25 protein-coding genes and 1 tRNA gene are annotated in these 22511 nt (G+C 36.6%); 20 read left to right on the top strand and 6 right to left on the bottom strand.

The genetic code is table 11. The annotated features are described in order from the left end of the window. Positions 1–37 precede the first annotated feature (37 nt). The 3 genes from katG (at position 38) to H560_RS0110035 (ending at position 3322) form a co-directional block, all read left to right on the top strand. The gene (katG, locus tag H560_RS0110045) at positions 38–2317 is read left to right on the top strand and encodes a catalase/peroxidase HPI (protein WP_027379931.1); all 2280 of its coding nucleotides are present in this window, start codon (positions 38–40) and stop codon (positions 2315–2317) included. Between the two features lie 144 nt (positions 2318–2461). Then, the gene (locus tag H560_RS0110040) at positions 2462–3070 is read left to right on the top strand and encodes a hypothetical protein (RefSeq protein ID WP_027379930.1); all 609 of its coding nucleotides are present in this window, start codon (positions 2462–2464) and stop codon (positions 3068–3070) included. A gap of 15 nt (positions 3071–3085) precedes the next feature. After that, positions 3086–3322 (top strand): hypothetical protein, encoded by a 237-nt coding sequence (locus H560_RS0110035; RefSeq protein WP_027379929.1) that lies wholly within the window; start codon positions 3086–3088, stop codon positions 3320–3322. Between the two features lie 72 nt (positions 3323–3394). Here H560_RS0110035 and H560_RS0110030 read toward each other — a convergent pair whose 3' ends face one another. Further along, the gene (locus tag H560_RS0110030) at positions 3395–3652 is read right to left on the bottom strand and encodes a hypothetical protein (RefSeq protein ID WP_027379928.1); all 258 of its coding nucleotides are present in this window, start codon (positions 3650–3652) and stop codon (positions 3395–3397) included. Between the two features lie 190 nt (positions 3653–3842). Here H560_RS0110030 and H560_RS0110025 point away from each other — a divergent pair, with 190 nt between their 5' ends. Together H560_RS0110025 and H560_RS0110020 are read left to right on the top strand one after the other, a co-directional pair. Continuing rightward, complete coding sequence (locus H560_RS0110025) at positions 3843–4274, top strand: hypothetical protein (protein ID WP_027379927.1); 432 nt, start codon at positions 3843–3845, stop codon at positions 4272–4274. Between the two features lie 58 nt (positions 4275–4332). Continuing rightward, positions 4333–4713, top strand: a complete 381-nt coding sequence (locus H560_RS0110020) for a hypothetical protein (protein WP_027379926.1) — start codon at positions 4333–4335, stop codon at positions 4711–4713. A gap of 260 nt (positions 4714–4973) precedes the next feature. On the opposite strand, the gene H560_RS0110015 is transcribed toward H560_RS0110020, so the two are convergent. Further along, positions 4974–5044: transfer RNA gene (locus H560_RS0110015), tRNA-Gln, on the bottom strand. A 353-nt stretch (positions 5045–5397) separates the two neighbouring features. On the opposite strand from H560_RS0110015, the gene der reads away from it, so the two are divergent. Next, positions 5398–6708 carry a ribosome biogenesis GTPase Der gene (der, locus tag H560_RS0110005; protein ID WP_027379925.1) on the top strand — a complete coding sequence of 437 codons (1311 nt, stop codon included), beginning with the start codon at positions 5398–5400 and terminating at the stop codon, positions 6706–6708. A 132-nt stretch (positions 6709–6840) separates the two neighbouring features. After that, positions 6841–7494 carry a uracil phosphoribosyltransferase gene (gene upp / locus H560_RS0109995; RefSeq protein WP_034752525.1) on the top strand — a complete coding sequence of 218 codons (654 nt, stop codon included), beginning with the start codon at positions 6841–6843 and terminating at the stop codon, positions 7492–7494. Positions 7495–7603: 109 nt separating this feature from the next. On the opposite strand, the gene H560_RS0109990 is transcribed toward upp, so the two are convergent. Both H560_RS0109990 and H560_RS0109985 read right to left on the bottom strand, forming a co-directional pair. Further along, a complete protein-coding gene (locus H560_RS0109990; protein WP_027379923.1) occupies positions 7604–8290 on the bottom strand; it encodes an alpha/beta fold hydrolase in 687 nt (228 codons plus the stop codon). A gap of 83 nt (positions 8291–8373) precedes the next feature. Then, a complete protein-coding gene (locus H560_RS0109985) occupies positions 8374–9027 on the bottom strand; it encodes a ComF family protein (RefSeq protein ID WP_027379922.1) in 654 nt (217 codons plus the stop codon). Positions 9028–9214: 187 nt separating this feature from the next. Here H560_RS0109985 and H560_RS0109975 point away from each other — a divergent pair, with 187 nt between their 5' ends. Next, positions 9215–9598, top strand: coding sequence for an acyl-CoA thioesterase (locus H560_RS0109975; RefSeq protein ID WP_027379921.1), 384 nt, complete (start codon positions 9215–9217; stop codon positions 9596–9598). 1 nt (position 9599) lies between these two features. On the opposite strand, the gene H560_RS22340 is transcribed toward H560_RS0109975, so the two are convergent. Continuing rightward, complete coding sequence (locus H560_RS22340) at positions 9600–10073, bottom strand: TlpA family protein disulfide reductase (RefSeq protein ID WP_162143858.1); 474 nt, start codon at positions 10071–10073, stop codon at positions 9600–9602. Positions 10074–10193: 120 nt separating this feature from the next. Here H560_RS22340 and H560_RS0109965 point away from each other — a divergent pair, with 120 nt between their 5' ends. The 4 genes from H560_RS0109965 (at position 10194) to H560_RS0109950 (ending at position 13310) form a co-directional block, all read left to right on the top strand. Further along, a complete protein-coding gene (locus H560_RS0109965; RefSeq protein ID WP_027379920.1) occupies positions 10194–10640 on the top strand; it encodes a 6-pyruvoyl trahydropterin synthase family protein in 447 nt (148 codons plus the stop codon). Positions 10641–10703: 63 nt separating this feature from the next. Then, positions 10704–11456 carry a UDP-2,3-diacylglucosamine diphosphatase gene (locus H560_RS0109960; protein WP_034752570.1) on the top strand — a complete coding sequence of 251 codons (753 nt, stop codon included), beginning with the start codon at positions 10704–10706 and terminating at the stop codon, positions 11454–11456. Between the two features lie 175 nt (positions 11457–11631). Next, positions 11632–12627 carry a LuxE/PaaK family acyltransferase gene (locus tag H560_RS0109955; protein ID WP_027379918.1) on the top strand — a complete coding sequence of 332 codons (996 nt, stop codon included), beginning with the start codon at positions 11632–11634 and terminating at the stop codon, positions 12625–12627. Positions 12628–12764: 137 nt separating this feature from the next. Next, on the top strand, positions 12765–13310 hold the full coding sequence (locus tag H560_RS0109950; protein ID WP_027379917.1) for a hypothetical protein: 546 nt from the start codon (positions 12765–12767) through the stop codon (positions 13308–13310). A gap of 57 nt (positions 13311–13367) precedes the next feature. On the opposite strand, the gene aqpZ is transcribed toward H560_RS0109950, so the two are convergent. Next, positions 13368–14099, bottom strand: coding sequence for an aquaporin Z (gene aqpZ / locus H560_RS0109945; RefSeq protein WP_027379916.1), 732 nt, complete (start codon positions 14097–14099; stop codon positions 13368–13370). 217 nt (positions 14100–14316) lie between these two features. Between aqpZ and H560_RS0109940 the strand changes: the two genes are divergently transcribed. The 8 genes from H560_RS0109940 to abc-f all read left to right on the top strand — a co-directional run bounded on the left by H560_RS0109940 (position 14317) and on the right by abc-f (position 22325). Continuing rightward, complete coding sequence (locus tag H560_RS0109940; protein ID WP_051289262.1) at positions 14317–14937, top strand: DUF5715 family protein; 621 nt, start codon at positions 14317–14319, stop codon at positions 14935–14937. An 80-nt stretch (positions 14938–15017) separates the two neighbouring features. Then, positions 15018–15749, top strand: coding sequence for a hypothetical protein (locus H560_RS0109935; RefSeq protein ID WP_034752522.1), 732 nt, complete (start codon positions 15018–15020; stop codon positions 15747–15749). Positions 15750–15767: 18 nt separating this feature from the next. Further along, positions 15768–16382 carry a hypothetical protein gene (locus H560_RS0109930; protein WP_027379913.1) on the top strand — a complete coding sequence of 205 codons (615 nt, stop codon included), beginning with the start codon at positions 15768–15770 and terminating at the stop codon, positions 16380–16382. Further along, on the top strand, positions 16328–17161 hold the full coding sequence (locus H560_RS0109925) for a sensor histidine kinase (RefSeq protein WP_228372454.1): 834 nt from the start codon (positions 16328–16330) through the stop codon (positions 17159–17161). The genes H560_RS0109930 and H560_RS0109925 overlap by 55 nt, the downstream gene beginning before the upstream one ends. Then, complete coding sequence (locus tag H560_RS0109920) at positions 17130–17807, top strand: response regulator transcription factor (RefSeq protein WP_027379911.1); 678 nt, start codon at positions 17130–17132, stop codon at positions 17805–17807. The genes H560_RS0109925 and H560_RS0109920 overlap by 32 nt, the downstream gene beginning before the upstream one ends. A gap of 146 nt (positions 17808–17953) precedes the next feature. Next, positions 17954–19300 carry a T6SS phospholipase effector Tle1-like catalytic domain-containing protein gene (locus tag H560_RS0109915; protein WP_027379910.1) on the top strand — a complete coding sequence of 449 codons (1347 nt, stop codon included), beginning with the start codon at positions 17954–17956 and terminating at the stop codon, positions 19298–19300. Between the two features lie 439 nt (positions 19301–19739). After that, positions 19740–20249 (top strand): hypothetical protein, encoded by a 510-nt coding sequence (locus H560_RS0109910; protein WP_027379909.1) that lies wholly within the window; start codon positions 19740–19742, stop codon positions 20247–20249. Between the two features lie 138 nt (positions 20250–20387). Then, positions 20388–22325: a ribosomal protection-like ABC-F family protein gene (gene abc-f, locus H560_RS0109900; protein WP_027379908.1), complete on the top strand. Its 1938-nt coding sequence runs from the start codon at positions 20388–20390 to the stop codon at positions 22323–22325. Positions 22326–22511: the final 186 nt, after the last annotated feature.

Here is a 22511-nt window from a genome sequence, read left to right as displayed (position 1 = left end):
ATTTGAACCGTAATCAATATAAAAATTTAAACTAAAAATGGAAAAAGATTTAAATGACATCAGTAAATGCCCATTTCATAATGGTACAATGAAAAAGCAGAACATCGCAGGCGGAGGTACTAAAAACCTCGACTGGTGGCCTGATCAGCTAAGGGTAGATATTCTCCGTCAGCACTCTTCAGTATCAAATCCTATGGATGAAGGCTTCAATTATGCCGAAGCTTTCAAAAGCCTCGATCTTGATGCTGTAAAAGCGGACCTTCATGCTTTAATGACGGATTCCCAAGACTGGTGGCCGGCAGATTTCGGTCATTACGGGCCATTATTCATCCGTATGGCGTGGCATAGTGCGGGAACTTACCGTGTGGGAGATGGTAGAGGTGGAGCCGGAGCGGGACAGCAGCGTTTTGCACCGTTGAACAGTTGGCCGGATAATGTGAATCTGGACAAGGCAAGAAGATTATTATGGCCTATCAAGCAAAAATATGGCAAGAAAATTTCCTGGGCAGACCTTTTGATCCTTACCGGAAATGTAGCTTTGGAATCTATGGGATTCAAAACATTTGGTTTTGCGGGTGGGCGTGAGGATGTCTGGGAGCCGGATATGGATGTATATTGGGGGTCTGAAAAAACATGGCTTGGCGGAGATCTTCGTTATGCCCACGGATCGCCGGGAGTTGTTGAAGATCATGCAGTGCTTCCAAGTGATGACGATGCAGATGGTGATATTCATTCCAGAAACCTTGAAAAACCTTTAGCAGCAGTACAGATGGGATTAATCTATGTAAACCCTGAAGGTCCGGACGGAAATCCTGATCCTATTGCAGCTGCAAAAGATATCCGTGATACTTTTGGAAGAATGGCTATGAATGATGAGGAAACCGTAGCGCTTATTGCCGGAGGTCATACTTTCGGGAAAACGCACGGAGCAGGGCCTGCAGATCATGTAGAAAGTGAGCCGGAAGGAGCTCCGGTAGAGCTTCAGGGATTAGGCTGGAAAAGTTCCTACAAATCAGGAAAAGCAGAAGATACTATTTCCAGTGGCTTAGAAGTAACCTGGACAGAAACGCCTACCCAATGGAGTAATTATTTCTTTAAAAACCTGTTCGAAAATGAATGGGAGCTTACAAAAAGCCCGGCAGGTGCTCATCAGTGGGTTGCAAAAAACGGTGCTGAAATTATTCCGGATGCATTCGATTCTAATAAAAAACATAAACCTACCATGCTTACTACGGACTTATCTTTAAGATTTGATCCTGTGTATGAAAAAATATCAAGAAGATTTTATGAAAATCCTGATGCTTTTGCAGATGCATTTGCCAGAGCATGGTTCAAGCTTACGCATAGAGACATGGGACCAAAAGCACGTTATCTGGGTCCGGAAGTTCCGCAGGAGGAGCTCATCTGGCAGGATCCGATACCTGCAGTTGATCACGTTTTAATTAACAATTCTGATATAGAAGCTTTAAAATCCCAAATTTTAAACTCCGGCCTTAAAACTTCTGAGCTGGTTTCTACAGCCTGGGCTTCTGCATCTACCTTCAGAAACAGCGATAAAAGAGGAGGTGCCAATGGAGCGAGGATCCGTTTGGCTCCACAAAGATATTGGGCGGTAAATAATCCTGCGCAGCTTCAGAATGTATTAAATACATTAGAAAGAATCCAGAAAGAATTTAACGAAACACAGACAGGAGGTAAAAAAGTTTCACTTGCAGACCTGATAGTTCTTGCAGGAAGTGCAGCTATTGAAAAAGCCGCAAAAGAGGCAGGACACACCCTTATTGTCCCTTTTGCACCAGGCAGAATGGATGCTTCTCAGGAGCAGACCGATGTAGAATCTATGGGGTATCTTGAGCCTGCAGCGGATGGATTCAGAAATTATTTAAAGAAAAAATTCTCTGTTTCTACAGAATCTCTATTAATTGATAAAGCACAGCTGCTGAACCTTACTGCTCCGGAATTAACAGTCCTTATTGGCGGAATGAGAGCTCTGGATACTAATTTTGACGGTTCAAAACATGGAATTTTTACTCAAAGGCCGGGAGTTTTAACCAATGATTTCTTCATCAATCTTCTGGATATGAATACTCAATGGAAATCTGCTTCCGTGGACAATGAAGTGTATGAGGGCACAGACCGTAAAACGGGAGAAAAGAAATGGACAGCGACTCGTGCTGATCTCGTTTTCGGATCAAATTCTGAATTAAGGGCTATTGCTGAGGTATATGCAAGCTCAGATGCTCAGGGAAAATTTATCAATGACTTTGTATCTGCCTGGGTGAAGGTGATGAATGCTGATAGATTTGATTTAATTTAATTTAATGCAATGACTTAACATAATAATTTAATAAGCAGTCGTAAGGGCTGCTTATTTTGTGTTAAATTAATAAAATAATGACTGAAATATTAGGATATATTCAAATAAAGTTTATTTTTGTTCAGAAAACATTTTTAAACACTTATGACAACAAAATTATTATTTCCTGCTTTTTTGCTGGCAGGCACATTTTCATTTGCACAGGTTGGTATTAATACGATGCTTCCAGGTGCTACGCTGGACGTTATGGGAAGTCCTGCAGATGCTAACAAATTAGATGGGATTATTGCGCCAAGATTATCCGGCGACGAGCTTAGATCAAAATCGTATACCTCTTCACAAACCGGGGCGCTGGTTTATGTAACAGCAGCGGATTCTTTACCAGCCGGGCAGACACAAGGTGTGACATCACCCGGATACTATCTTTTCAATGGCACGCCTTCCGTGAACAGATGGATCAAAATCATGTCTTCATCAGATCAAAAAACGAGAACGCTTAATTCAGGAACTGTAGCTGCAGATGATTATACGGTTCTTGCAGGGGGAAACATAGCTCTTCCTGTTGCCACTGCTACAAATCAGGGAAAAGTTTATAATGTATTGAACGATACCACCGGAAATATTACTATTTCGGGAACATTTCGTATGAATGGAAGTAATTTTACCAATTACGGGCTGAACAATAACGATATGGGAAGGGGTGTCGTAGTCCAAAGCACGGGCTCTGCATGGGCAGTGATTTCCAGATATTAACACGAGTATTAGATCATGGAAAAAGAAAAATTTAATTTCAGAAATTATATTATCAATAAAGGGTTTAAGGAAATAGATGATAAAACTTACAGTTTCAAAGTTTCTGCTGATCATGAAGTCCACCTGTATATCGACAGGGGAGACTGTATCATCCCTTTAAAGGATAATCATTTCAGAGAGCCATTTCCCGGTAATGAAAGACAGGCTGAAAAATTATTTGATAAAATCAGTGATTTTTTGGAAGTTATTTGAAATTAAAAATTAAAAAACAAGAGGCTGTTCCAGGTGGATAGCCTCTGTTTTAATATTGTAGTTTGTTAGTTATTAGACCAAATCAACATTGTTGATCTTGGTGTGTTTTTCTTTGGTTTCTACTGTGGATTGTGTCACAGATAGGAATGTATTCTTCAATTCCGTAAGTTTTGACATAAATTCTTCATTTTCCGTTTTTATCTCTTTTAAAAGCTCCATAATAGGGATTTCCTCTTCGCGCCTGAGATTTATAGTAAAATATAAATGTTGCATCAGTTTAATTTGTTGCTGCAAATCTGTAAGTTTTGATTCAATTGATTCGTTATTCATATTGTATTTTTAATTTATTAAATATACATCAATAAATGTATGTATTTGTTTATTTTATTTATGTTTAATTAGTTTAATTATGTTAAAGTTTGTTAATTTTTTTTATTCTCGAATTAGTGATTAAAAAAAATTGTATCATTGCTATCAGATTGCAATCACAAAAAATTAATAACTTAAAAAAACTAATTCAATGAAAAAAGTTCTTTTATTAGCAGCTTTCTCTGTAGCGGGAATAGCAAGCGCAAACATTCAGGAGTTACCATCTATTGTATCTACAACTGAAGCGTCACAGAGTGACTATCTTTTGAAAAAAATCAAAATTGATGAGTATATTACTGATACCAGTGGTACAACTTGGCACATCTACGGATGGGTTGACGTTTCAATAGGCTGGTCCGGACCAAGAATTAATAGCTATGATGTCCACATGGTAGGTGGAGGACACCATTACCATTTTGTTGGGAAAGTATCCAGAGAAAAAACGCCGGAAGGATCAGTAATCACCGGAATGGAAGGTAGTGTAACTGATGAAGACACAGGCGGAAATGTGGAAATCGATTCAAATATTAAAGCTCTTATTTTTGAATTGGATAATAACGTAACTGCCAACAATCCAGATTAATTTATTATTAAAAATTATTAGCGAGAATTTTATTCTCGCTAATTTAAATATTAAGTGTATGAGAAATGTTTTTTTTACAGTTGGAATGCTGATCTGTCTGTCTTTTGCAACGATACAGAAAAGTGAATTTCTAGGAAACTGGAATGTTGTTGATTCTTATAATATTGAACAAATCAGCATGAAGGATGTAGCTTTACATAAAATTGTTAAGAAAAAAATAGTAGATCAGAAAAGCCAGATAATTTTTACTGCAGACAGCATTATGATAAAGCAGAATGGCTCTATTTCAGACAGAAGTAAAGTTAAAGATTTAAAGAAAATCAATAAGGACAGCATTGTTTTTAAATTTGATGACCATATCGCTTCTTTTAAATTAAAAAATCACAAGAGTGGAATTCTAACGGTAGATAAAAAGGCAGTTTTTCATATTGAAAAATAGAATCTTTGCTGCTAAAAAAATAATTACCTCGGAAATTCCGGGTATTTTTATTTAATTAAAGTCACTATTGAATGAGATATTATATATTGTGAAATTAATAAATATTTATGATATATATTAAACAGGCCTCTTCCAAGAGGTTTTTTTATTTTCATATTTATGTATCATTACTTTAATAGATTTCTTTTAAAGGGAAGGGATGCTTGAAATTGAAGCTAGTCCATAGATATAAAAAATCACCCTATGGATAGGGTGATTCGTAGACTCACAGGGATTCGAACCCCAGATGACTGAACCAAAATCAGTAGTGTTACCGCTACACCATGAGTCTCTGTTTCTGTGGCGCGAAATTATAGAATTTATTTTAAATATAAAAACAATTATTTAAGTTTAATTATTATGAACAGATGTGAAAAGCTTTATTGGTTGATATCCAAAGAATTATTTTTGATGGAAATTATCAGAATGGATGCTGAAAGGTGAGACATCCAAGCTTTAATAATGATAAATCCAATATCATAATCAAGGAATAGGTTCCTGGTATTGCTTATTTCTATATTTGATCTATTCAAAATAGCAAATGGAATAAAAATCCTATCTTTGCAAAAAAATTGGGCTCCAAAAGTTGGAGAAACCCATTAATAACTTGTCCTGAACCAGTTGAAGGATTATTAAACATTTTTTATGTCGAATATTGTCGCAATCGTTGGGCGTCCCAACGTAGGAAAATCCACACTTTTTAACCGTTTACTTGAAAGAAGAGAAGCCATTGTAGATTCTACTGCAGGCGTTACGAGAGACCGTCACTACGGAAAATCAGATTGGAATGGGGTAGATTTCACAGTAATTGATACCGGAGGATATGATGTAGGAACGGATGATATCTTTGAAGAAGAGATCCGCAAGCAGGTGCAATTGGCTGTAGATGAGGCTACTTCCATTATTTTTATGATGAATGTAGAAGAAGGTCTTACGGATACAGATTATGAAATTTACAGACTTTTAAGAAGGTCAAATAAGCCTATTTATATTGTTATCAATAAAGTAGATTCTGCCAAGGAAGAGCTTCCGGCAACAGAATTTTACCAATTGGGAATCGATAAATATTATACATTATCATCCGCTACAGGCTCTGGAACAGGAGATTTGCTGGATGATATCGTAAAAGATTTCCCGACTACAGAATACAAAGATCCTTTTGAAGGACTTCCGAAAATTACTATCGCAGGTCGTCCCAACGTAGGAAAATCAACCTTAACGAATGCTTTGCTGGATGTTGAAAGAAACATCGTTACAGATATTGCAGGTACTACCAGAGACAGTATCCAGACACTTTATAATAAGTTCGGGCATGAGTTTGTACTGGTAGATACAGCCGGAATGAGAAGAAAATCAAAGGTTTCTGAAGATCTTGAATTCTATTCCGTAATGCGTTCTATCCGTTCCATTGAATATTCTGACGTGGTTATTATCATGGTAGATGCTACCCAGGGCTGGGAATCTCAGGATATGAATATTTTCGGGCTGGCTCAGAAAAACAGAAAAGGTATTGTAATTCTTGTCAATAAATGGGATTTGATCGAAGATAAGCAAACCAATACAATGCGTGATTTTGAAAAACAGATCAAAGACAAGATCGGTCAGTTTAATGACATTCCGATTTTATTTATTTCAGCATTAACGAAGCAAAGGATTTTAAAAGCCGTTGAGGTTGCTATGCAGGTTTATGAGGACCGTAAGAAGAAGATCAAAACTTCAAAACTGAATGAGGTAATGCTTCCTATCTTTGAAGGAACTCCGCCGCCGGCAAATAAAGGGAAATACATTAAAATCAAATATTGTGTACAGCTTCCGACACCGTCCCCACAATTTGTTTTCTTCTGTAACCTGCCACAATACGTGAAAGAACCCTATAAAAGATTTACTGAAAACCAGTTGAGAAAAGAATTCGGGTTTACCGGAGTTCCGATTGAGGTGTATTTTAGACAGAAATAAATTTATATTGTATTTGTCATTCTGAATGAAGCGAAAGCGTAATGAAGAATCTCTGCTGAGCTGAATTTTTTCTTTCAGAATGACAAATTACAATCTGTAAATATTTTATCATTATTAAATAGTATCAAAATAATGAACACAATAGTTTTATCAGAACAATTCTCCTTGGTTAATTCCTGGATTAACGAGCTCAGGAACATTCAAATCCAGCAGGACCGTATGAGATTCCGTAGAAATATGGAGAGAATCGGTGAAATTGCAGCTTTTGAAATCAGCAAAAGCCTGGAACAGAAAGAAATTGAAATTCAGACACCTTTGGACAGAATCCGAGTACGTGAAATTGCTGTTCAGCCTGTTATTACAACCATTTTAAGGGCGGGAGTTCCTTTATTTGAAGGGATTTTAAATTATTTTGATAAAGCAGACTGCGGTTTTGTTGCGGCTTACAGAAAGCATGATGCAAATGACTATTTTTCCATCAAGCAGGATTATCTTACCTGCCCGAATATTGAAGGCCGGCCTTTGATTGTCGCAGATCCGATGCTGGCAACTGGCGCTTCATTAATAGAAGCTATCAAGGATTTATTAACCAACGGAAATCCGTCACAGCTTCATATTGTTGCCGCCATTGCTTCTAAACAGGGTGTAGAAACCATCAGACAGGCATATCCCAATGCAAGAATATGGGTAGGAGCTATTGATGAAAATTTAACATCAAAAGGCTACATAACACCCGGATTGGGAGACGCCGGAGATTTAAGCTACGGCGAAAAATTACAGAGATAATTTACTTTATCAATTTTAAAATATAAGCTTCGTGTTCTAATAAGTGAAACGGCTTTGTGAACTTAAGAGCAAGTAGTAAAAAATCTTAGCGCTTTTTGTGTTAAAATAACTATGAAAGCCCACAAAAATCTTTAATTAAATTCAGCAATAAATCTGGTCTTACCTTATCCAAAGGATGCTTTGTGCCGGGAAGTACGGCCAATTTTGCATCGGGAAGATTTCTGTAAACTTCCATGCTTTCTTCAATAGTTACCATATTATCCTGATCTCCCACCATAATCTGAACCGGAAGATTAATCATCGATAAATTATCTTTTAAAGGAGGGTTTTTGCCCAGGGAAATCATCATTTCCGCAATAGCGGGCAGCAATTGTTTCCATTTTGTATCATGCTGTTTTTCCAGCAGTTCGGCATATTTCGGAACTTTTTCAGCTATAATTTCAGGGTTAAGCATTTTGCTTTCCTTTATTGCCTGTTCTTCTGTCCAATCGAATTTAGTTCCTAAAGTGATGATAGAGTTCAGATTTTCTGAGTGATGCAGGGCATAGCAAAGTGCAACATATCCTCCCATGCTGTGCCCGAAAATATAAACATCTTTCAGGTTTTCTTTATCAATAAACTGCTTTAGCTCTTCGGCATATCTTTCAATACTGATTCCACCTGCAGGAAGTTCCGTATTTCCATGACCTGAAAATAAAGGAGTATGGATCTTAAAATACTTTGAAAGCCCTTCTTTAAAAGGTTCAAAAATATCACTGTGTCCTAAAGCTCCGTGTAATAAAATAAGATTCAGCATAATCATTAGTTTGACCGAAAATTAAGAAAAAGATTTGAATGCCGGAAGATAGAAATCAGATGCCGAAATAAAAACTCATAACTCTATACGTCCACTGCCATCACCAAAACGCTTACTTTGTTGTCTCCGGCGTTCAGAATTTGCCATGCAATAGTTGCTAAAGTATTTCCGGTGGTAAAAACATCATCAATCAAAAGAATATGTTTTCCGGAAATATTTTTGGTGACAGAAAAAGTATTTTCCGTTTCAAGGCGATGCTGTTTGTCTTTCAAAGCCTGAGCTTTTGAATAATGATTTCTTTTAATTAAATCATGGTCAAAAGGGATATTGTAAAACAGAGATAGGGTTTCAGTAAATAAATGCAGCTGATTATAACCTCTTTCTTTCAGCTTTTTTGGATGCAGCGGCACGGTAACAAGTACATCGGGTTTTTCATTGTTGAAATCCAATTGTTCGATAGTCCATTCCGCCACAATTTTCCCGACTTTTTCCCTGCTTCTGTATTTCAGTTCGTGAATAATTTTACGGCTTAAATTTTCTTCTTCAAATTGCATTAAAGCAAAACTGTTTTCAATAGGAAAAAGCAGTTTACATTTCTCTTTTAAAGGATTGTCATCAAAATAATTAAAATGAGTAAAGTGAATATGGTCAAAACAAAGATTGCAAACCAGTAAATCCGCATCAATAATCCGGTTGCAGCCGAGACAGCGGTTGGGAAAGAAAATGTCTAAAATCATTTGTGTGTATTGTGGAGCGAAGATAGTTATTTTGGATGGAAGATGGAAGATTAATGATGGGAGATGGAATACGGAGCAGGAAGTTTTTTAAAATATTTCGTTAAAATATGCATAAAGTATTAACTTCTATCTCCATGCTTCCATCTTCCATCCAAAAATTGTTATTTTTGAGTAAATATTGAAGAAGATGAGTTTGATTTACGAAAAGAAAGTACAGGTTACGGAGGCACATATTGACGGGAATAAGCATGTAAATAATGTTCAGTATGTGCATTGGGTAGAAGAAATTGCAGGCGAGCATTGGAATTTCGTAAAACACAGGACTCAATATCCAAACGATATCTGGATGCTTCTGGATCATCATATTCAATACAAAAAACAAGTATATCTGGGAGATACTATTACCATAAAAACGTATCCGAAAGCACCCGAAGGAATCCGCCAGCCGAGAAAAGTTGAGTTTTACTGCAATGATCAGCTTGTTGTAGATTCTTTAACGCTTTGGGTTTTAATTGATAAGGAAACTCAGAAAATAAAAAGACTGGAAAGTGACTGGCTGGAAAAACTGTAATCTATTTATTTAAAATTTTCACAATTGCGTCGAATTTTGTTTCATCAACAATCCCGGTGATTTCTTTAATATTCCCATTTTTATCAATAATAAAAGTCATGGGATTGCGTAAAACATTAAAATAAGTGTTTAATTCCGGTAAAGAATCGGTAATATGCTGAAAATTAAATTCCCGTTTTGCTAAAAATTTTTCAACTTTATCTTTACTATCGTGGGTTATGGCAATGAAGTTTGCTTTTTCACCCAAAGTTTCTTTTAATTTATTCAGATAAGGAAGCTCTTTAATGCAGGGTTCGCAGGTTGTAGACCAAAAATTGATTAAGGCTGGCTTTCCATTTAAATAGTCCTGAGTGAATTTTTTTCCGTTTTCATTTTTGTAATTTTCAATAGGGAAATGCTGCCCGATTTTCTTTTCAAGATCGGGATAAGTCCGGAATTGTCTTTGTTGGGCAGATAATGACAAACTGATTATCATTATTAATAAGGTTATTGTTTTCATACTGAGTGAACGGATCATTTTAATTATTATTTTAAATAGATAATTTCATCACTCTAAAGAAATGACTAAAACAAACCAATTCCTTATCTTTGCACCATGATACGGATTACAAAAATTTTCACATTCGAGACGGCACATGTGCTGTACAATTACGATGGAAAATGTAAAAATATGCATGGACATTCCTATAAACTGTTTGTAACGGTGAAAGGAAAGCCTGTAAATGATTTGGAAAACCCGAAAAACGGGATGGTGGTGGATTTTGGAGACATTAAAACGATTGTAAAATCTGAGATTGTGGATGTTTGGGATCATGCAGTGATGATTAATGCACTTTCTCCACACAAAGAATTGGGAGAAGATCTTGAGCAGAAGGGGCATAAAGTGATTTATTGTACATTTCAGCCTACCTGCGAAAATATGTTGTATGCCATTGCATCAAAAATAAAATCTAGGCTTCCGGAAGGGATTTCACTGGCCTATCTAAAACTTCATGAAACCGAAAACTCCTACGGAGAATGGTTTGCAGAAGATAATCAGTAATTTATTCAATAAAAACTCAAAACGGTGTTAAAAACTACCATCAATTTAGAACCCGGTAAAAAGATGTATTTCGCTTCAGATCAGCATTTTGGTGCTCCTAATCAGAAGGAAAGCAAAGTGCGTGAACAGCGTTTTATACATTGGATGGATGAGATCAAGCATGATGCGCAGGTCTTGTTTTTGATGGGGGATTTATTTGATTTCTGGCATGAGTGGAAGCATGTAATCCCAAAAGGATATGTGCGTGTTTTAGGGAAAATTGCAGAATTAAAGGATCGGGGTATTCACATTTATTTTTTTGTGGGAAATCATGACCTTTGGATGAAGGATTATCTGGAAGAGGAAATAGGATGTACTGTTTTCTATAAAAAGCAATATTTCGAGATGGGTGGCAAGCAGTTTTTACTGGCCCACGGTGATGGCCTGGGACCGGGTGATAAGGGATATAAAAGAATGAAAAAAGTCTTTACTAATCCGGTGGCACAATGGTTTTTCAAATGGCTGCACCCGGATATTGCAATGAAAATTGCTTTATATATGTCCCAGAAAAATAAAATGATTTCCGGGGATGAGGATAAAGAATTCTTAGGAGAAGATAAAGAGTTTCTGATTATTTACTCAAAAGAAAAGCTTAAGACCCAGAATATTGATTATTTTATCTACGGCCACCGCCATCTCCCGATGGTTTTGGAGCTTGAGCAAAAAGCAAAATATATCAACTTGGGCGATTGGATTTCGTACTTCACGTATGGTGTTTTTGAACATGACTTTGAACTGAAAGTCTTTGAAGAAAAAACAAAAAAAATTACCCCATAAAGAGGTAATTCGGCGAATGAATCGAAATTCACTCTTGTTTTTAATCCATATTCCGCCTATTTCATTGCAATAACCTGACCAAAAAGCATTTTTATTTATTAAAAAAAACTTAAAAGTATTGCTTCTTTTTTTAACTTATTTAAAATGAGACAATAAGAATTTAAAATATTTTGAAGTGGAAAATATATTCGGCATACAGACAGAGCAGGACTTTTTGACTGCTTCATTGAAAACCTTCCGTTATCAATATGAAAATGTTGAGATCTACAGGCGCTTTGTCGATTATCTGAACATTGATCCCGGAAAAGTGGACACATTGACAAAAATTCCGTTTCTGCCAATTGAAATGTTTAAGAATCACCAGATTTTAGATAAAAATGTGACGGCTGATTTGTTTTTTCAAAGTTCAGGAACCACACAGATGAATTTGTCTAAACATTTCATTGCAGACGAAAATATCTATCAGGAAAGTATTTATAAAAGCTTTGAACAGTTTATCGGTAAGCCGGAAGACTTTATTTTTCTTGGACTCTTGCCGAGCTATCTGGAAAAACAGAATTCGTCCCTCATCTACATGGTGGATTATTTAATGAAAAAATCTGCCAAGCCGGAAAACGGATATTTCCTTTATAATCACTCAGATTTATTGGCATTATTGAATACTTTAAAAGATAAAAAGGTCATTCTTTTCGGAGTTTCTTTTGCCCTGTTGGATTTTATAGACTACTGCGAACACAGCTCGGTAGAATCTCTTAATTTCTTAATTTCTGAATCTTTTAATTTAACCGTAATAGAAACCGGCGGAATGAAGGGTAGAAAAGAGGAAATGACAAAAGATGAGTTGCTGAAAATTTTGCAGGAAGGTTTTAAAACTGATAAAATTTATTCAGAATATTCCATGACGGAACTGCTTTCTCAGGCCTATTCTTTAGGTAATAATGAATATCAATGCCCGAACTGGATGAAAATTATGGTGAGAAATGCAGAAGATCCTTTTAATTATGAAAAGGAAGGCAGAACAGGCGCTATTAATATTATTGACCTTGCAAATATACATTCCTGCTCTTTTATTGCAACACAGGATTTAGGAAAAATAACTGGAGATAAATTTCAGGTGTTGGGAAGAATTGACCATTCCGATATCCGGGGATGCAGTCTTTTGGTAAGTTAGAATGGTGGAGTTGTTGATTTTAAATATTGCTGTCATTTGCTGAGTGATAAAGCCTTTGCGGACAAAATATCCACAATTATTTAAAAATAAATCTTGCGAACCCTGCGTTAAAAAATTACATACGTTCAGTTTAAACCATGTTAAAAATAGAAGAATTAGTTCATGCATTCATCCATTCTCAGTGCGATTTTGAGAAGGAAATCGTTTTAACCAATCACTTTCAGGCAGATTGGGAGGCGGATTTGCTGATTATTGATTTTGATGGTTTTAGCCATGAAATTGAAATTAAACTTTCAAAAAGCGATTTTAAAAATGACTTTAAAAAATCCTATACTAACTCTACTACCGGCGAAAAATTTTTAAAGCACGACAAAATTTCCTGTGGAGATTATGTCTGCAATGCATTCAGTTTTTTACTTCCGATGGGAATGGTGGAACATCATGTAGTACCGGAGCATTGCGGGATTATTGAATTTTATCATAATGTTGATTCCTGGGAAACAGAGTTTTATCTTATCAGGAAGCCAAAACGTGTTCATGAAGACAATTACTGGAAGCTGAATGACAAGGATCTTTTCATAAGAAAAATGGCTGTGAATTTATTACAGCGGAAAATGGAGATCAAAGGAAAACATGAAGAACTGATTTTTAAAAATCCTTTTGATATTAAGAAGATCAGATAAACAAAAAAATCCCATCAAAACGACAGGATTTAAATTTTTTTATATTTGTCAAAAAGCTTATTCAGCAACAACATCAGAATCTCTTTGAAGCAGGAACTTGTAAATCAAGCCTCCTACAACACCTCCAAGAATAGGTGCTGCCCAGAACAGCCAAAGCTGGCTCATGGCATTACCTCCAACGAAAATAGCCTGAGAAAGTGATCTTGCAGGATTCACGGATGTATTGGTGATTGGGATTGAAATAAGGTGAATTAACGTCAAAGCCAGACCAATTGCTATACCTGCAAATTTTCCGTTGGCATATTTATCCGTTGCACCCATGATGATGATCAGGAAGAAAGCGGTTAAAAGAAATTCAGCTAAAAATGCTGCACCAAGAGAATATCCTTTTCCAAAGTAGACGGCATCACCATAAAAATTGGTGGCAAAAGCGCCGGGTCCTGAGAAATCTGGTGCTCCGGAACCACTCAGAATCATATACAAGGCTGCAGCAGCAGCAATGGCGCCTACACACTGAGCTACAATGTAAGGAACAAGATCTTTAGCAGGGAATCTGCCGCCAGCTAAAAGCCCGAAAGACACTGCAGGATTAAAATGTCCACCGGAAATGTGCCCCACAGCGTACGCCATGGTAAGTACCGTAAGACCGAATGCCAATGCAACGCCTATCAGGAGAATCCCTAATTGTCCATTGGAAGCGGGAGCGATCTGAGAAGCGAAGATAGCACTTCCGCAACCGCCGAAAACAAGCCAAAATGTGCCGAAAAATTCAGCAAAAAGTTTTTTTATCATGTTGTTTATTTTAAAATGCAAACCAAATTTAATATTAAAATCTTAAACTAAAAAGATAAATATTAAAATATTTATATAGACTACGATGGATAATTGTGAATTCGTTAATTTTAATTTGAATTTAATTAATGAAAAAATTCACACATACTGGTATTATTATTGATTTTAATAACATAAATCTTTATTTTTAGTTTATAAATTAAAATCCCGGTCAATGAAAAAGTGCTTGTGTGTGATTTTTGTGTCATTTTTATATTGTTCTCATTATTCTCAGGCGGCAAAAAAGGTATTTCCCTGCTATGATCTTACAGAAGTTTTGAAGGTAGAGCCCACTGCACTTTACAAGCCGCATCTGGATGCTTCCAGGAGTTTCGGGGTGAAAATTTTGAAAGATTCTAAAACTGTTCAGAAATATATCAACAGCGGAAAATTCCATAAAATTAAAAAAACAGGGAAAGGCTACAAAGTTCAAAAGCTGGACTACAGCAGAGCATGGATGGTTTCCAAAGGAAAACTGATGCTGGAAAGAATAGGCGCACGTTTCAGCAAGGAGACGAAAGGACACACATTTACGGTTTCATCCATTACAAGAACGCTGGAAGACCAGTGCAGATTAAGAAAAATGAATTCCAATGCGTCTTTAGGGGTCAGTTCACACAATTACGGCAACTCTTTCGATATTTCTTATGTACGCTTCAACGATGTTCTCAAGTACAATCCCAAAATGGAAGCAGCCCTGGAAAAAGTCCTGAAATATTACCATAACGCCGGCAGAATTTACTATATCAAAGAAAAACAGCAGAGCTGCTATCATATCACGGTAAGGAATTATTAACAAATTTTCAATAATCCGTGAGATACTTGCACAGGTAGTTTAGTTTATATAATTTTATGCGACTAAAATACCGTGAAAATATGAGAACAATATTCAACAGAGAGGAATACGACGTTGCAATCGAAGGATGGTCTATGAGCTGTGGAAGCTATTCGACAATCCAGAATCTTATCCCTACAAACTACGTTTTTAATCTTACTGCAGACCAGCTGGATTGGATAAAAGGGAAAAATCAATACAACAAATTTTGTGTAGAAATGGGTGTCTATGACGATCAGCTGATCATCATTCTGGCTCCTCTTGATAGCAATGGGCAGAAAATCCCTATGAATGAGTACAGCTACGCAACTCTCAGCGAATTGGAAACTGATCTTAGATTAGTAGAGACAGAGCAATACGTTTTGGTGAAAAATGCTGTCCTGTCCAGACAACTTACCAAAATTGATGATAATTCCAATATGTATTTCCCGATTGCCAACCAGCCCATGATGGAGCAGGACAAAGCCCTGGAAGCTATTGAGTCTTGGAGAAGCCAGGCAATGGTTTGGTTTTACAAAGAATGTGATGAATTTAACGGAGCAAGAATCTTCAGACAGTTTTTTGTGCCTTCACAAGACCTTATTCCTTCAAAACCGGGGCTTACACATATTGTATGTTCATTCGGGTTAAAATTTTCTGATATTTATCAAAGAATGCTTCCTACCCTGATCTTCATATCTTTCTATGCTGACCTTGAAAATACAGGAAGTATTCAGACCATCTCAAATACTTACGACTGGTCACAGCCTTGCCCGCCAATTTGTAATATCTAAAATTTAAATAATCATTAAATGGAGGATGCTTTTAAAGTAATACTTTATTTGAATAACGGTTTCCTTTTTATCTGTGCGCTTATCGGACTTATAAAATGGAAACAGCTAAAAAATATGGAAAAATGGTATGTTTATTATATCATTTTTCTTTTTTTCATAGAAGCTGCTATTAAAGTTTCTATCTATGTTTTGAAAATGAAGAACATAGACTTTCTGTATCCTCTCTATGTCTCGGGGGAGCTTTTCCTCTTGGGAAGCCTGTTTATAAGGAAATCCAATCTTTCAAAACTTTGGTATATCCCGATTTTTGTACTGATGGGCTGTTTCTTTTTTATAAATAATCCAGAGGTCAATGATTTTAAAAAAGTGATCTCTAATATTGTAGTAATCTGTTTTACAGGATATTCCCTTCTGATGGAGATCAGAAAAAGTAAGACTGATAATGACAGGTTTATCATTGCAGATGCATTTATATTCCTGTATTATGCCGTTTCGGTATTTATATTTTTCATGCTCCGGCAGCTGAAATCCTTATCGAGTGATGAGGTTTATCTTATCTGGAGCATGAATAATGTATTGTGTACATTCCTTTATTTATCAATTATTTACAGCTTTTTAAAATTAAAGAAATAACCTTAAATATCAATTTTTTCGTTACGCTGATTGTTGTTCTGGTGATCATCGTATCCTTTATTTTGCTGGCGTATAGAAGTTTTATTCAGAGAATTATAAAAGAAAAGAATGCCCAGCATGAAGCGGAAGTTTTACATCAGAAAAGATTGGTTTTAGAAAATATTAAAGCTCAGGAAGCTGAAAGAAAGAGAATTGCCGTCATGATTCATGATGATATCGGAAACCGGCTGAATATCCTTTCTCTATGGCTCAACAACCTGGATACAAAAGGCGACGAGATCATCAAGAAAAATATTTCCACGCAGATGTCTTCCCTTATTGATTCTGCCAGAAGTATTTCCCATTCCCTGTACCCGGTAAATCTGGAGTCGGTGGGTTTGGTTTTATATATTGAAGAGCTGATCGCCAACTTGTCAGGAAGGGTAAATATTTCACTCAATGTAAGCCCGAAATTCCAGAAAAAGGATATTTTCATAGAAGTACAGCTGTACAGGATTATTCAGGAGTTTACCACCAATGTTCTCAAACATTCGGAAGCATCGAGGGTCTGGATTTATATTAAAGACAACAAAAACAATCTTGCAGTCGTCATTTCAGACAACGGAGAAAGTTTTGAATATGATGAAGTGAAAAAAGGAATGGGTATAAAGAATATCGAATCCAGAATAAAATCAATGAACGCGGCCCACAAATGGAAAAATGTTCTGGGTACGGGCAGCCGCTTAATTATTAAAATTCCATACACCAATGAACTCGCAAATCAAAATAGCATTAATTGACGATGAACAGCTGATTCTGGAAGGAGTAAAAATGTTATTATCTTCCCAGCAGGGTATTTCAGTCGTTTTAACGGCCAATAACGGCCCTGATTTTTTAGAAACTTTAGAAAATACATCCAAAGAAGACTTTCCGGATATCGCTCTGGTAGATGTCCAGATGCAGCCCATGAACGGTTTTGAGCTGGTGGAGATCTTAAAAGAAAAATATCCAGATCTTAAAATCATTATTCTTTCTTCTCATTACAAAACAACCATTTTGGGGTATATGGTGAAGTTGGGCGTATCTGCTTTTTTGCCTAAAAACTCAAACAGGGAAGCCTTTATAGAAGCCATTACAATGGTTTATAAAAATGGGATTTTCTTCACGCCGGAAGATCATCAGATGATATTTTCCTACATGAACAGCCCCACAAAAAAAAGAACTCTTTTTGAAATGGACGACGAGCTTTCTGATCGTGAAAAAGATGTCGTAAAGCTGATCTGTCAGGAATTTACCAATAACGAAATCGCAGAGAAACTTTTTATAAGCCCGAGAACGGTTGAAAGCCACAGGCAGAGAATTGTAGAGAAAATAGGAGCCAAAAATACAGTCGGAATTGTGATTTATGCCATAATAAACAATATTCATCCGCTGGAAAGAATATGAATCCGTAGAAATACGGATTTTTTTATTTAGTACTTTTTACTCTATCATTCCTGTTTTTTTCATCGTTACTTTGGAGGGTTCATTCACTTTGTCGAAGTTGAAAAATCTTTGGCAAAGTTTAAATTAAAGTAAAACCACAAAGTGATATGAAAAACAACATAACCTCTGTTGGAATTTTTTTCGACGGAACCGGAAACAACGGGATGAACGCAACTTCTACCCGGAAGCCGCAAAAAAACAACGAAAGTTACTATAGCAATATTACCAATATTTATAAGCTGTTTGATTTATTTAATGGTGATGAAAAAATATATATCGAAGGAATAGGAACAAAAACAGGGTACGAAGACAGTGATTTTGCAATGGCGACATGCAAAAATCCTGCGGGATATTATGGATACTCTTCGGATGATAAGCTGGAAAAGGCTTTTTCTTTCATTAAAACTAAGATGAAGGATCCTTCCGTAGAATATCATTTTTACATTTATGGTTTCAGCAGGGGCTCCATGCTGGCCAGAAACTTTTGTTATGAAATATTGAAAAATCATTCTGAAATTTCAGGACTGGTCAAAATAAAATTTCTTGGAGTTTTTGATACCGTGGAATCTGCACCTTTTAATGATTATAATGTAACTGTTCTGCCGGAAACGGAAAGAACACTCCATATTTGCGCTATAAATGAATGCCGCTATTTTTTCCCCTTAACCGGTATTTTTGAAGACTCAAAATCAATGCAGGATACAAAATACGAAGCCGGAAATACAGTCTGGAAAGAGATTTTTGTTCCCGGAGCGCACGCAGATTTGGGTGGGGGATATCTGGAAGCCTCCCAGTCGGTCTATGTTTCCCCGAACTTTATCAAACATAAAGACCTTACAGCTTATATGGAAAATGTAAAAACAGCTTCCAAAGACGCACAAGGAAATGAAATCTGGAATTTTCTTCTGCAACATTATAAGCTGGATGTGGGAGAAGTTTTCTCACAGGCTTATGTGAGCCGTGACATGGTTTTTAACGAACTTTCAAAGGTTTATGGTAAACTGATGCTTACTGAAACCAACGCCCGTGAACCGATCTTTAAAACTGATTTTAATGAATCAGATTTTAAAATTGAGGCAACGGCTCATCCATATTTGGTTAAAGTATCAGAAGCCCTGGAAAAATACACCGAAAATCTTCTGCCTGCCCTGAAACCGGATTACAGCTATGAAAAATTGACAGATTACACCCATATTTCAGCCAATTTCGGGTTGTATCATCCGGCAATTCTTAAAAACTCAAAGGCTGAGGTGAATGCAGAATTTATTAATAACGGTTTGAACGTTCCAAGCAACTCAGATGATCAGTTCAGCGCGAACCAGTCAAAATTAAAATCAGAGATCCATCACGTAGAAGATTCTGTTGTGGATTACGCTTACGGAACAAATATTCCGAATAACGATAATTGGGACCGTACAATATTGATTAAAGAGAATTTTTATAATAAATGTTAGTACTTTTTCAGTTTTAAATTTAGGTGTTGAGCTGCCCTGGTTAGGCAGCTCTTTTCTTTTAAATTTTTAGGAACTTTATCCCGCTTTCCGCACTCGCTATTTTAAAGGTTTCGGGGGCGGCTTTGCAGCCCCCGAAACCTTTAAAATGAGCTCAGACAAATGCTGCAATCGGGGCTAGGGTTGCAGGCATCCATTTAAATATTCAGCAGATATCCAAAATGTTTGTCATTCTAAAAGAATCTAAGCATAATATTAGAAATAGATTGATAAATATAGAGTCAATTGATTTGATATTTAGAAACTTACGTAAAAATACTTAAGTCTAAATTTAGTGACTTATACTGTAGTTTTTATTTTCTGGTTGACGTTACTTTGTCTTGTTCTTAATGAAGCTTCAGGAACAATATCAATAACCATAATTAAATAAAATATTAAAGTCATGGAATACAGAGATAATGAAGTTTTCTTTGCAGTTACTTCAAATAATTTAACGAAAGGATCATTCACAGTAAATGAATTTTCCATCACGGATGGACAGGATCCTAATGGGCATATCTATAAGGGATTTACCGCAAGCTGCGGAAGCGACGGGAAGTTTATCTTCTCCATAGGAAGAAAAGGTTCAGAAAGCGTTGCAGAATGGTTTTCTGCAAGGGTTCCGGCCAACAGAACAACGTTCGACCATGATCCGGGAGAACTGAATTTTGCGATGATAGGCACATTGGTTCTGGAATTCGGAAACAGAACCTGCACATTTTATAATGTAGCTCTTGCTCAGGGACACAGCGGAGCCAGCAATAACTGGTGGTTTGGAGGGCAGCAGGCGATGTATAACGGCGGTGACACAGTAATAAACGGTGCTCTAAGCAACGGAATTATTGAGCTTGTAGAATTTATGAGAGGAGGAAACAGCGTAGATCAGGTAAAAATAACCCCGAAAACGTTTTAAATTAAGAAATAAACATAAATTCTTGATTTTGTGGATAAGCTGTTCATTGGAGCAGCTTTTTTTAATGTACGATCATTCATTTCTTTTCCGTATTTTTGCACCCGAAAATTCATTATTCACTATTAATCATTATTTAACATGCTTTCGGTTCAAGGTTTAGGATTACATCATTCAGGAACATATTTGTTTCAAAACGTGAATTTCACGATAAAAAAGGATGATAAAATAGGTTTGGTTGGTAAAAATGGAGCGGGGAAATCCACTTTATTGAAAATGCTTTCCGGAGAAATTAATTTCTACGAAGGAAACGTGGTGCCGGAAGGAAATATCACCATCGGTTTCCTGAAGCAGGACCTTGATTTCGTAAAAGGAAGAACGGTTTGGGATGAAACCATGCAGGCTTTTGAACAGATCAACGCATGGAAAAACGAGCTTAAAGATGTCAATCATCAGATGGCAACAAGAACCGACTATGAAAGCGATTCTTACTCAGATTTGATTAATAAAATGACCGAACTGAATGATCTTTTAATGAACCACGACGCCTACAATCTGGAAGGCGATATGGAGAAAGTTTTGTTTGGTCTTGGTTTTAAGGCAGATGATTTCCAGAAAATCACGGATGAATTTTCAGGGGGCTGGAGAATGAGGATAGAATTGGCAAAACTGCTTCTTCAGAAGAATGACATTATGCTTCTCGATGAGCCTACCAACCACCTGGATATGGAATCTATCATGTGGCTGGAAAACTTCCTGAAAGATTATCCGGGTGCCATTGTTTTGGTGAGTCACGATAAGCAGTTCATGACGGCTGTCTGTAACCGTACTTTTGATATCAATAATAAAAAAGTTGACGACTATAAAGCCAATTACTCCAAATATTTAATCATGCGTGAAGACCGCCGTGAAAAGCTGATTCAGGCTAAAAAGAATCAGGATGCGGAAATCAAGCAGATGGAAGACAATATTAATAAGTTCCGTGCAAGTGCTACAAAGGCTTCTTTTGCGCAATCGCTTATTAAAAAATTAGATAAGATTGAGCGTATTGAGGTGGATAATGAAGATGTTTCAAAGTTCAATATTCGTTTCGTTCAGTCGCAGGTTCCGGGGAAAATTATTTTCGAAGCAGAAAAGTTAGGAAAGGCTTACGGCGAAAAACAGATTTTTGATGACGTAGACTTTATCGTTCAGAGAGGTGACAGAATTGCGCTTCTTGGGCAGAACGGGCAGGGGAAAACAACGCTGGCTAAAATTCTTGCCGGAGATATCAAAGATTATTCAGGAACATGGAACCTTGGGCATAATGTAAACATCGGTTACTTTGTCCAGAATCAGGAGGAAGTTTTAACACCGAATAAAACCGTTCAGGAAGAAGCCGAAGATGCGGCAACAGAGGAAACAAGACCCAGAGTCCGTGATTTGCTAGGATCTTTCCTGTTCCAGGGTGAGGCGGTAAATAAAAAAACAAAGGTACTTTCCGGAGGTGAAAGAAACCGTCTGGCTCTTTGTAAATTGTTATTGCGTCCTTTCAATACGTTGATTATGGACGAACCTACGAACCACCTGGATATTCAGTCTAAAGAAATCATCAAGCTGGCTCTTCAGAAATTTGAAGGTACTTTAATTGTAATTTCTCACGACAGGGAGTTCCTGCAGGGGCTTTGTGATAAAATCTATGAGTTCCGTGACGGTAAAATGAAGGAATTCCTGGGAGATATTAATGAATATCTTGAATTCAGACAAAAAGAATCAATCAGGGAAATTTCTGCCGAAAAAGCAAAGCTTCACGGAGAAGAGGCTAAAGTTGAGGTGAAAGCTAAGAAAGAAGAAAAACCGGAAACGGAGAATCTGCAGCAATCAAATGTTATTGTAAGCAAGGAGCAGAAAAATATTCAAAATAAAATTAAAAAAGTAGAAGAAAAAATTACCGAGCTTGAAACAAAAGTAGAGGAATTTGAAGCTTCTTTTACTAAAGAAAATCCTTCTGAGGAAACGTTAGAAAATTATAACAAAACTAAAGAGGAATTAGAGCTTGCATTGCAGGAATGGGAATATTTGGGTTCCCAGTTGAATTAATTTATTTGACTTAAAATAAAGCTGTTGAGGTCCTTCGACTTCGCTCAGGATGACATTTCTAATGCTAACTGTTCTTTTATTAGAGGTTTATTTGTAGCGTTGTCATCCTGAGCGAAGTCGAAGCATCTCAAGCATAGTTTCTAAAAATAATTCACAATCTTTGTAACAAAATCACAACCATTTCTA

Origin of the sequence: Chryseobacterium daeguense DSM 19388 (assembly GCF_000430825.1) — a bacterium.
Taxonomy (GTDB): domain Bacteria; phylum Bacteroidota; class Bacteroidia; order Flavobacteriales; family Weeksellaceae; genus Chryseobacterium; species Chryseobacterium daeguense.
Note: the sequence above shows the minus strand (reverse complement) of the source record. Positions and strands in the feature narration are given on the sequence as shown.

Bases quoted from the DNA above. Each gene is read 5' to 3' on its own strand.
- H560_RS0110040 (WP_027379930.1), top strand. From the start codon at position 2,462: ATGACAACAAAATTATTATTTCCTGCTTTTTTGCTGGCAGGCACATTT.
- H560_RS22340 (WP_162143858.1), bottom strand. From the start codon at position 10,073: ATGATAATCAGTTTGTCATTATCTGCCCAACAAAGACAATTCCGGACT.
- abc-f (WP_027379908.1), top strand. From the start codon at position 20,388: ATGCTTTCGGTTCAAGGTTTAGGATTACATCATTCAGGAACATATTTG.
- H560_RS0110020 (WP_027379926.1), top strand. From the start codon at position 4,333: ATGAGAAATGTTTTTTTTACAGTTGGAATGCTGATCTGTCTGTCTTTT.
- H560_RS0109930 (WP_027379913.1), top strand. From the start codon at position 15,768: ATGGAGGATGCTTTTAAAGTAATACTTTATTTGAATAACGGTTTCCTT.
- H560_RS0109965 (WP_027379920.1), top strand. From the start codon at position 10,194: ATGATACGGATTACAAAAATTTTCACATTCGAGACGGCACATGTGCTG.
- H560_RS0109975 (WP_027379921.1), top strand. From the start codon at position 9,215: ATGAGTTTGATTTACGAAAAGAAAGTACAGGTTACGGAGGCACATATT.
- H560_RS0109915 (WP_027379910.1), top strand. From the start codon at position 17,954: ATGAAAAACAACATAACCTCTGTTGGAATTTTTTTCGACGGAACCGGA.
- H560_RS0109990 (WP_027379923.1), bottom strand. From the start codon at position 8,290: ATGCTGAATCTTATTTTATTACACGGAGCTTTAGGACACAGTGATATT.
- katG (WP_027379931.1), top strand. From the start codon at position 38: ATGGAAAAAGATTTAAATGACATCAGTAAATGCCCATTTCATAATGGT.
- H560_RS0109985 (WP_027379922.1), bottom strand. From the start codon at position 9,027: ATGATTTTAGACATTTTCTTTCCCAACCGCTGTCTCGGCTGCAACCGG.
- H560_RS0109940 (WP_051289262.1), top strand. From the start codon at position 14,317: ATGAAAAAGTGCTTGTGTGTGATTTTTGTGTCATTTTTATATTGTTCT.
- H560_RS0110035 (WP_027379929.1), top strand. From the start codon at position 3,086: ATGGAAAAAGAAAAATTTAATTTCAGAAATTATATTATCAATAAAGGG.
- upp (WP_034752525.1), top strand. From the start codon at position 6,841: ATGAACACAATAGTTTTATCAGAACAATTCTCCTTGGTTAATTCCTGG.
- H560_RS0110025 (WP_027379927.1), top strand. From the start codon at position 3,843: ATGAAAAAAGTTCTTTTATTAGCAGCTTTCTCTGTAGCGGGAATAGCA.
- H560_RS0109960 (WP_034752570.1), top strand. From the start codon at position 10,704: ATGTATTTCGCTTCAGATCAGCATTTTGGTGCTCCTAATCAGAAGGAA.
- H560_RS0109950 (WP_027379917.1), top strand. From the start codon at position 12,765: ATGTTAAAAATAGAAGAATTAGTTCATGCATTCATCCATTCTCAGTGC.
- der (WP_027379925.1), top strand. From the start codon at position 5,398: ATGTCGAATATTGTCGCAATCGTTGGGCGTCCCAACGTAGGAAAATCC.
- H560_RS0110030 (WP_027379928.1), bottom strand. From the start codon at position 3,652: ATGAATAACGAATCAATTGAATCAAAACTTACAGATTTGCAGCAACAA.
- H560_RS0109920 (WP_027379911.1), top strand. From the start codon at position 17,130: ATGAACTCGCAAATCAAAATAGCATTAATTGACGATGAACAGCTGATT.
- H560_RS0109935 (WP_034752522.1), top strand. From the start codon at position 15,018: ATGAGAACAATATTCAACAGAGAGGAATACGACGTTGCAATCGAAGGA.
- H560_RS0109910 (WP_027379909.1), top strand. From the start codon at position 19,740: ATGGAATACAGAGATAATGAAGTTTTCTTTGCAGTTACTTCAAATAAT.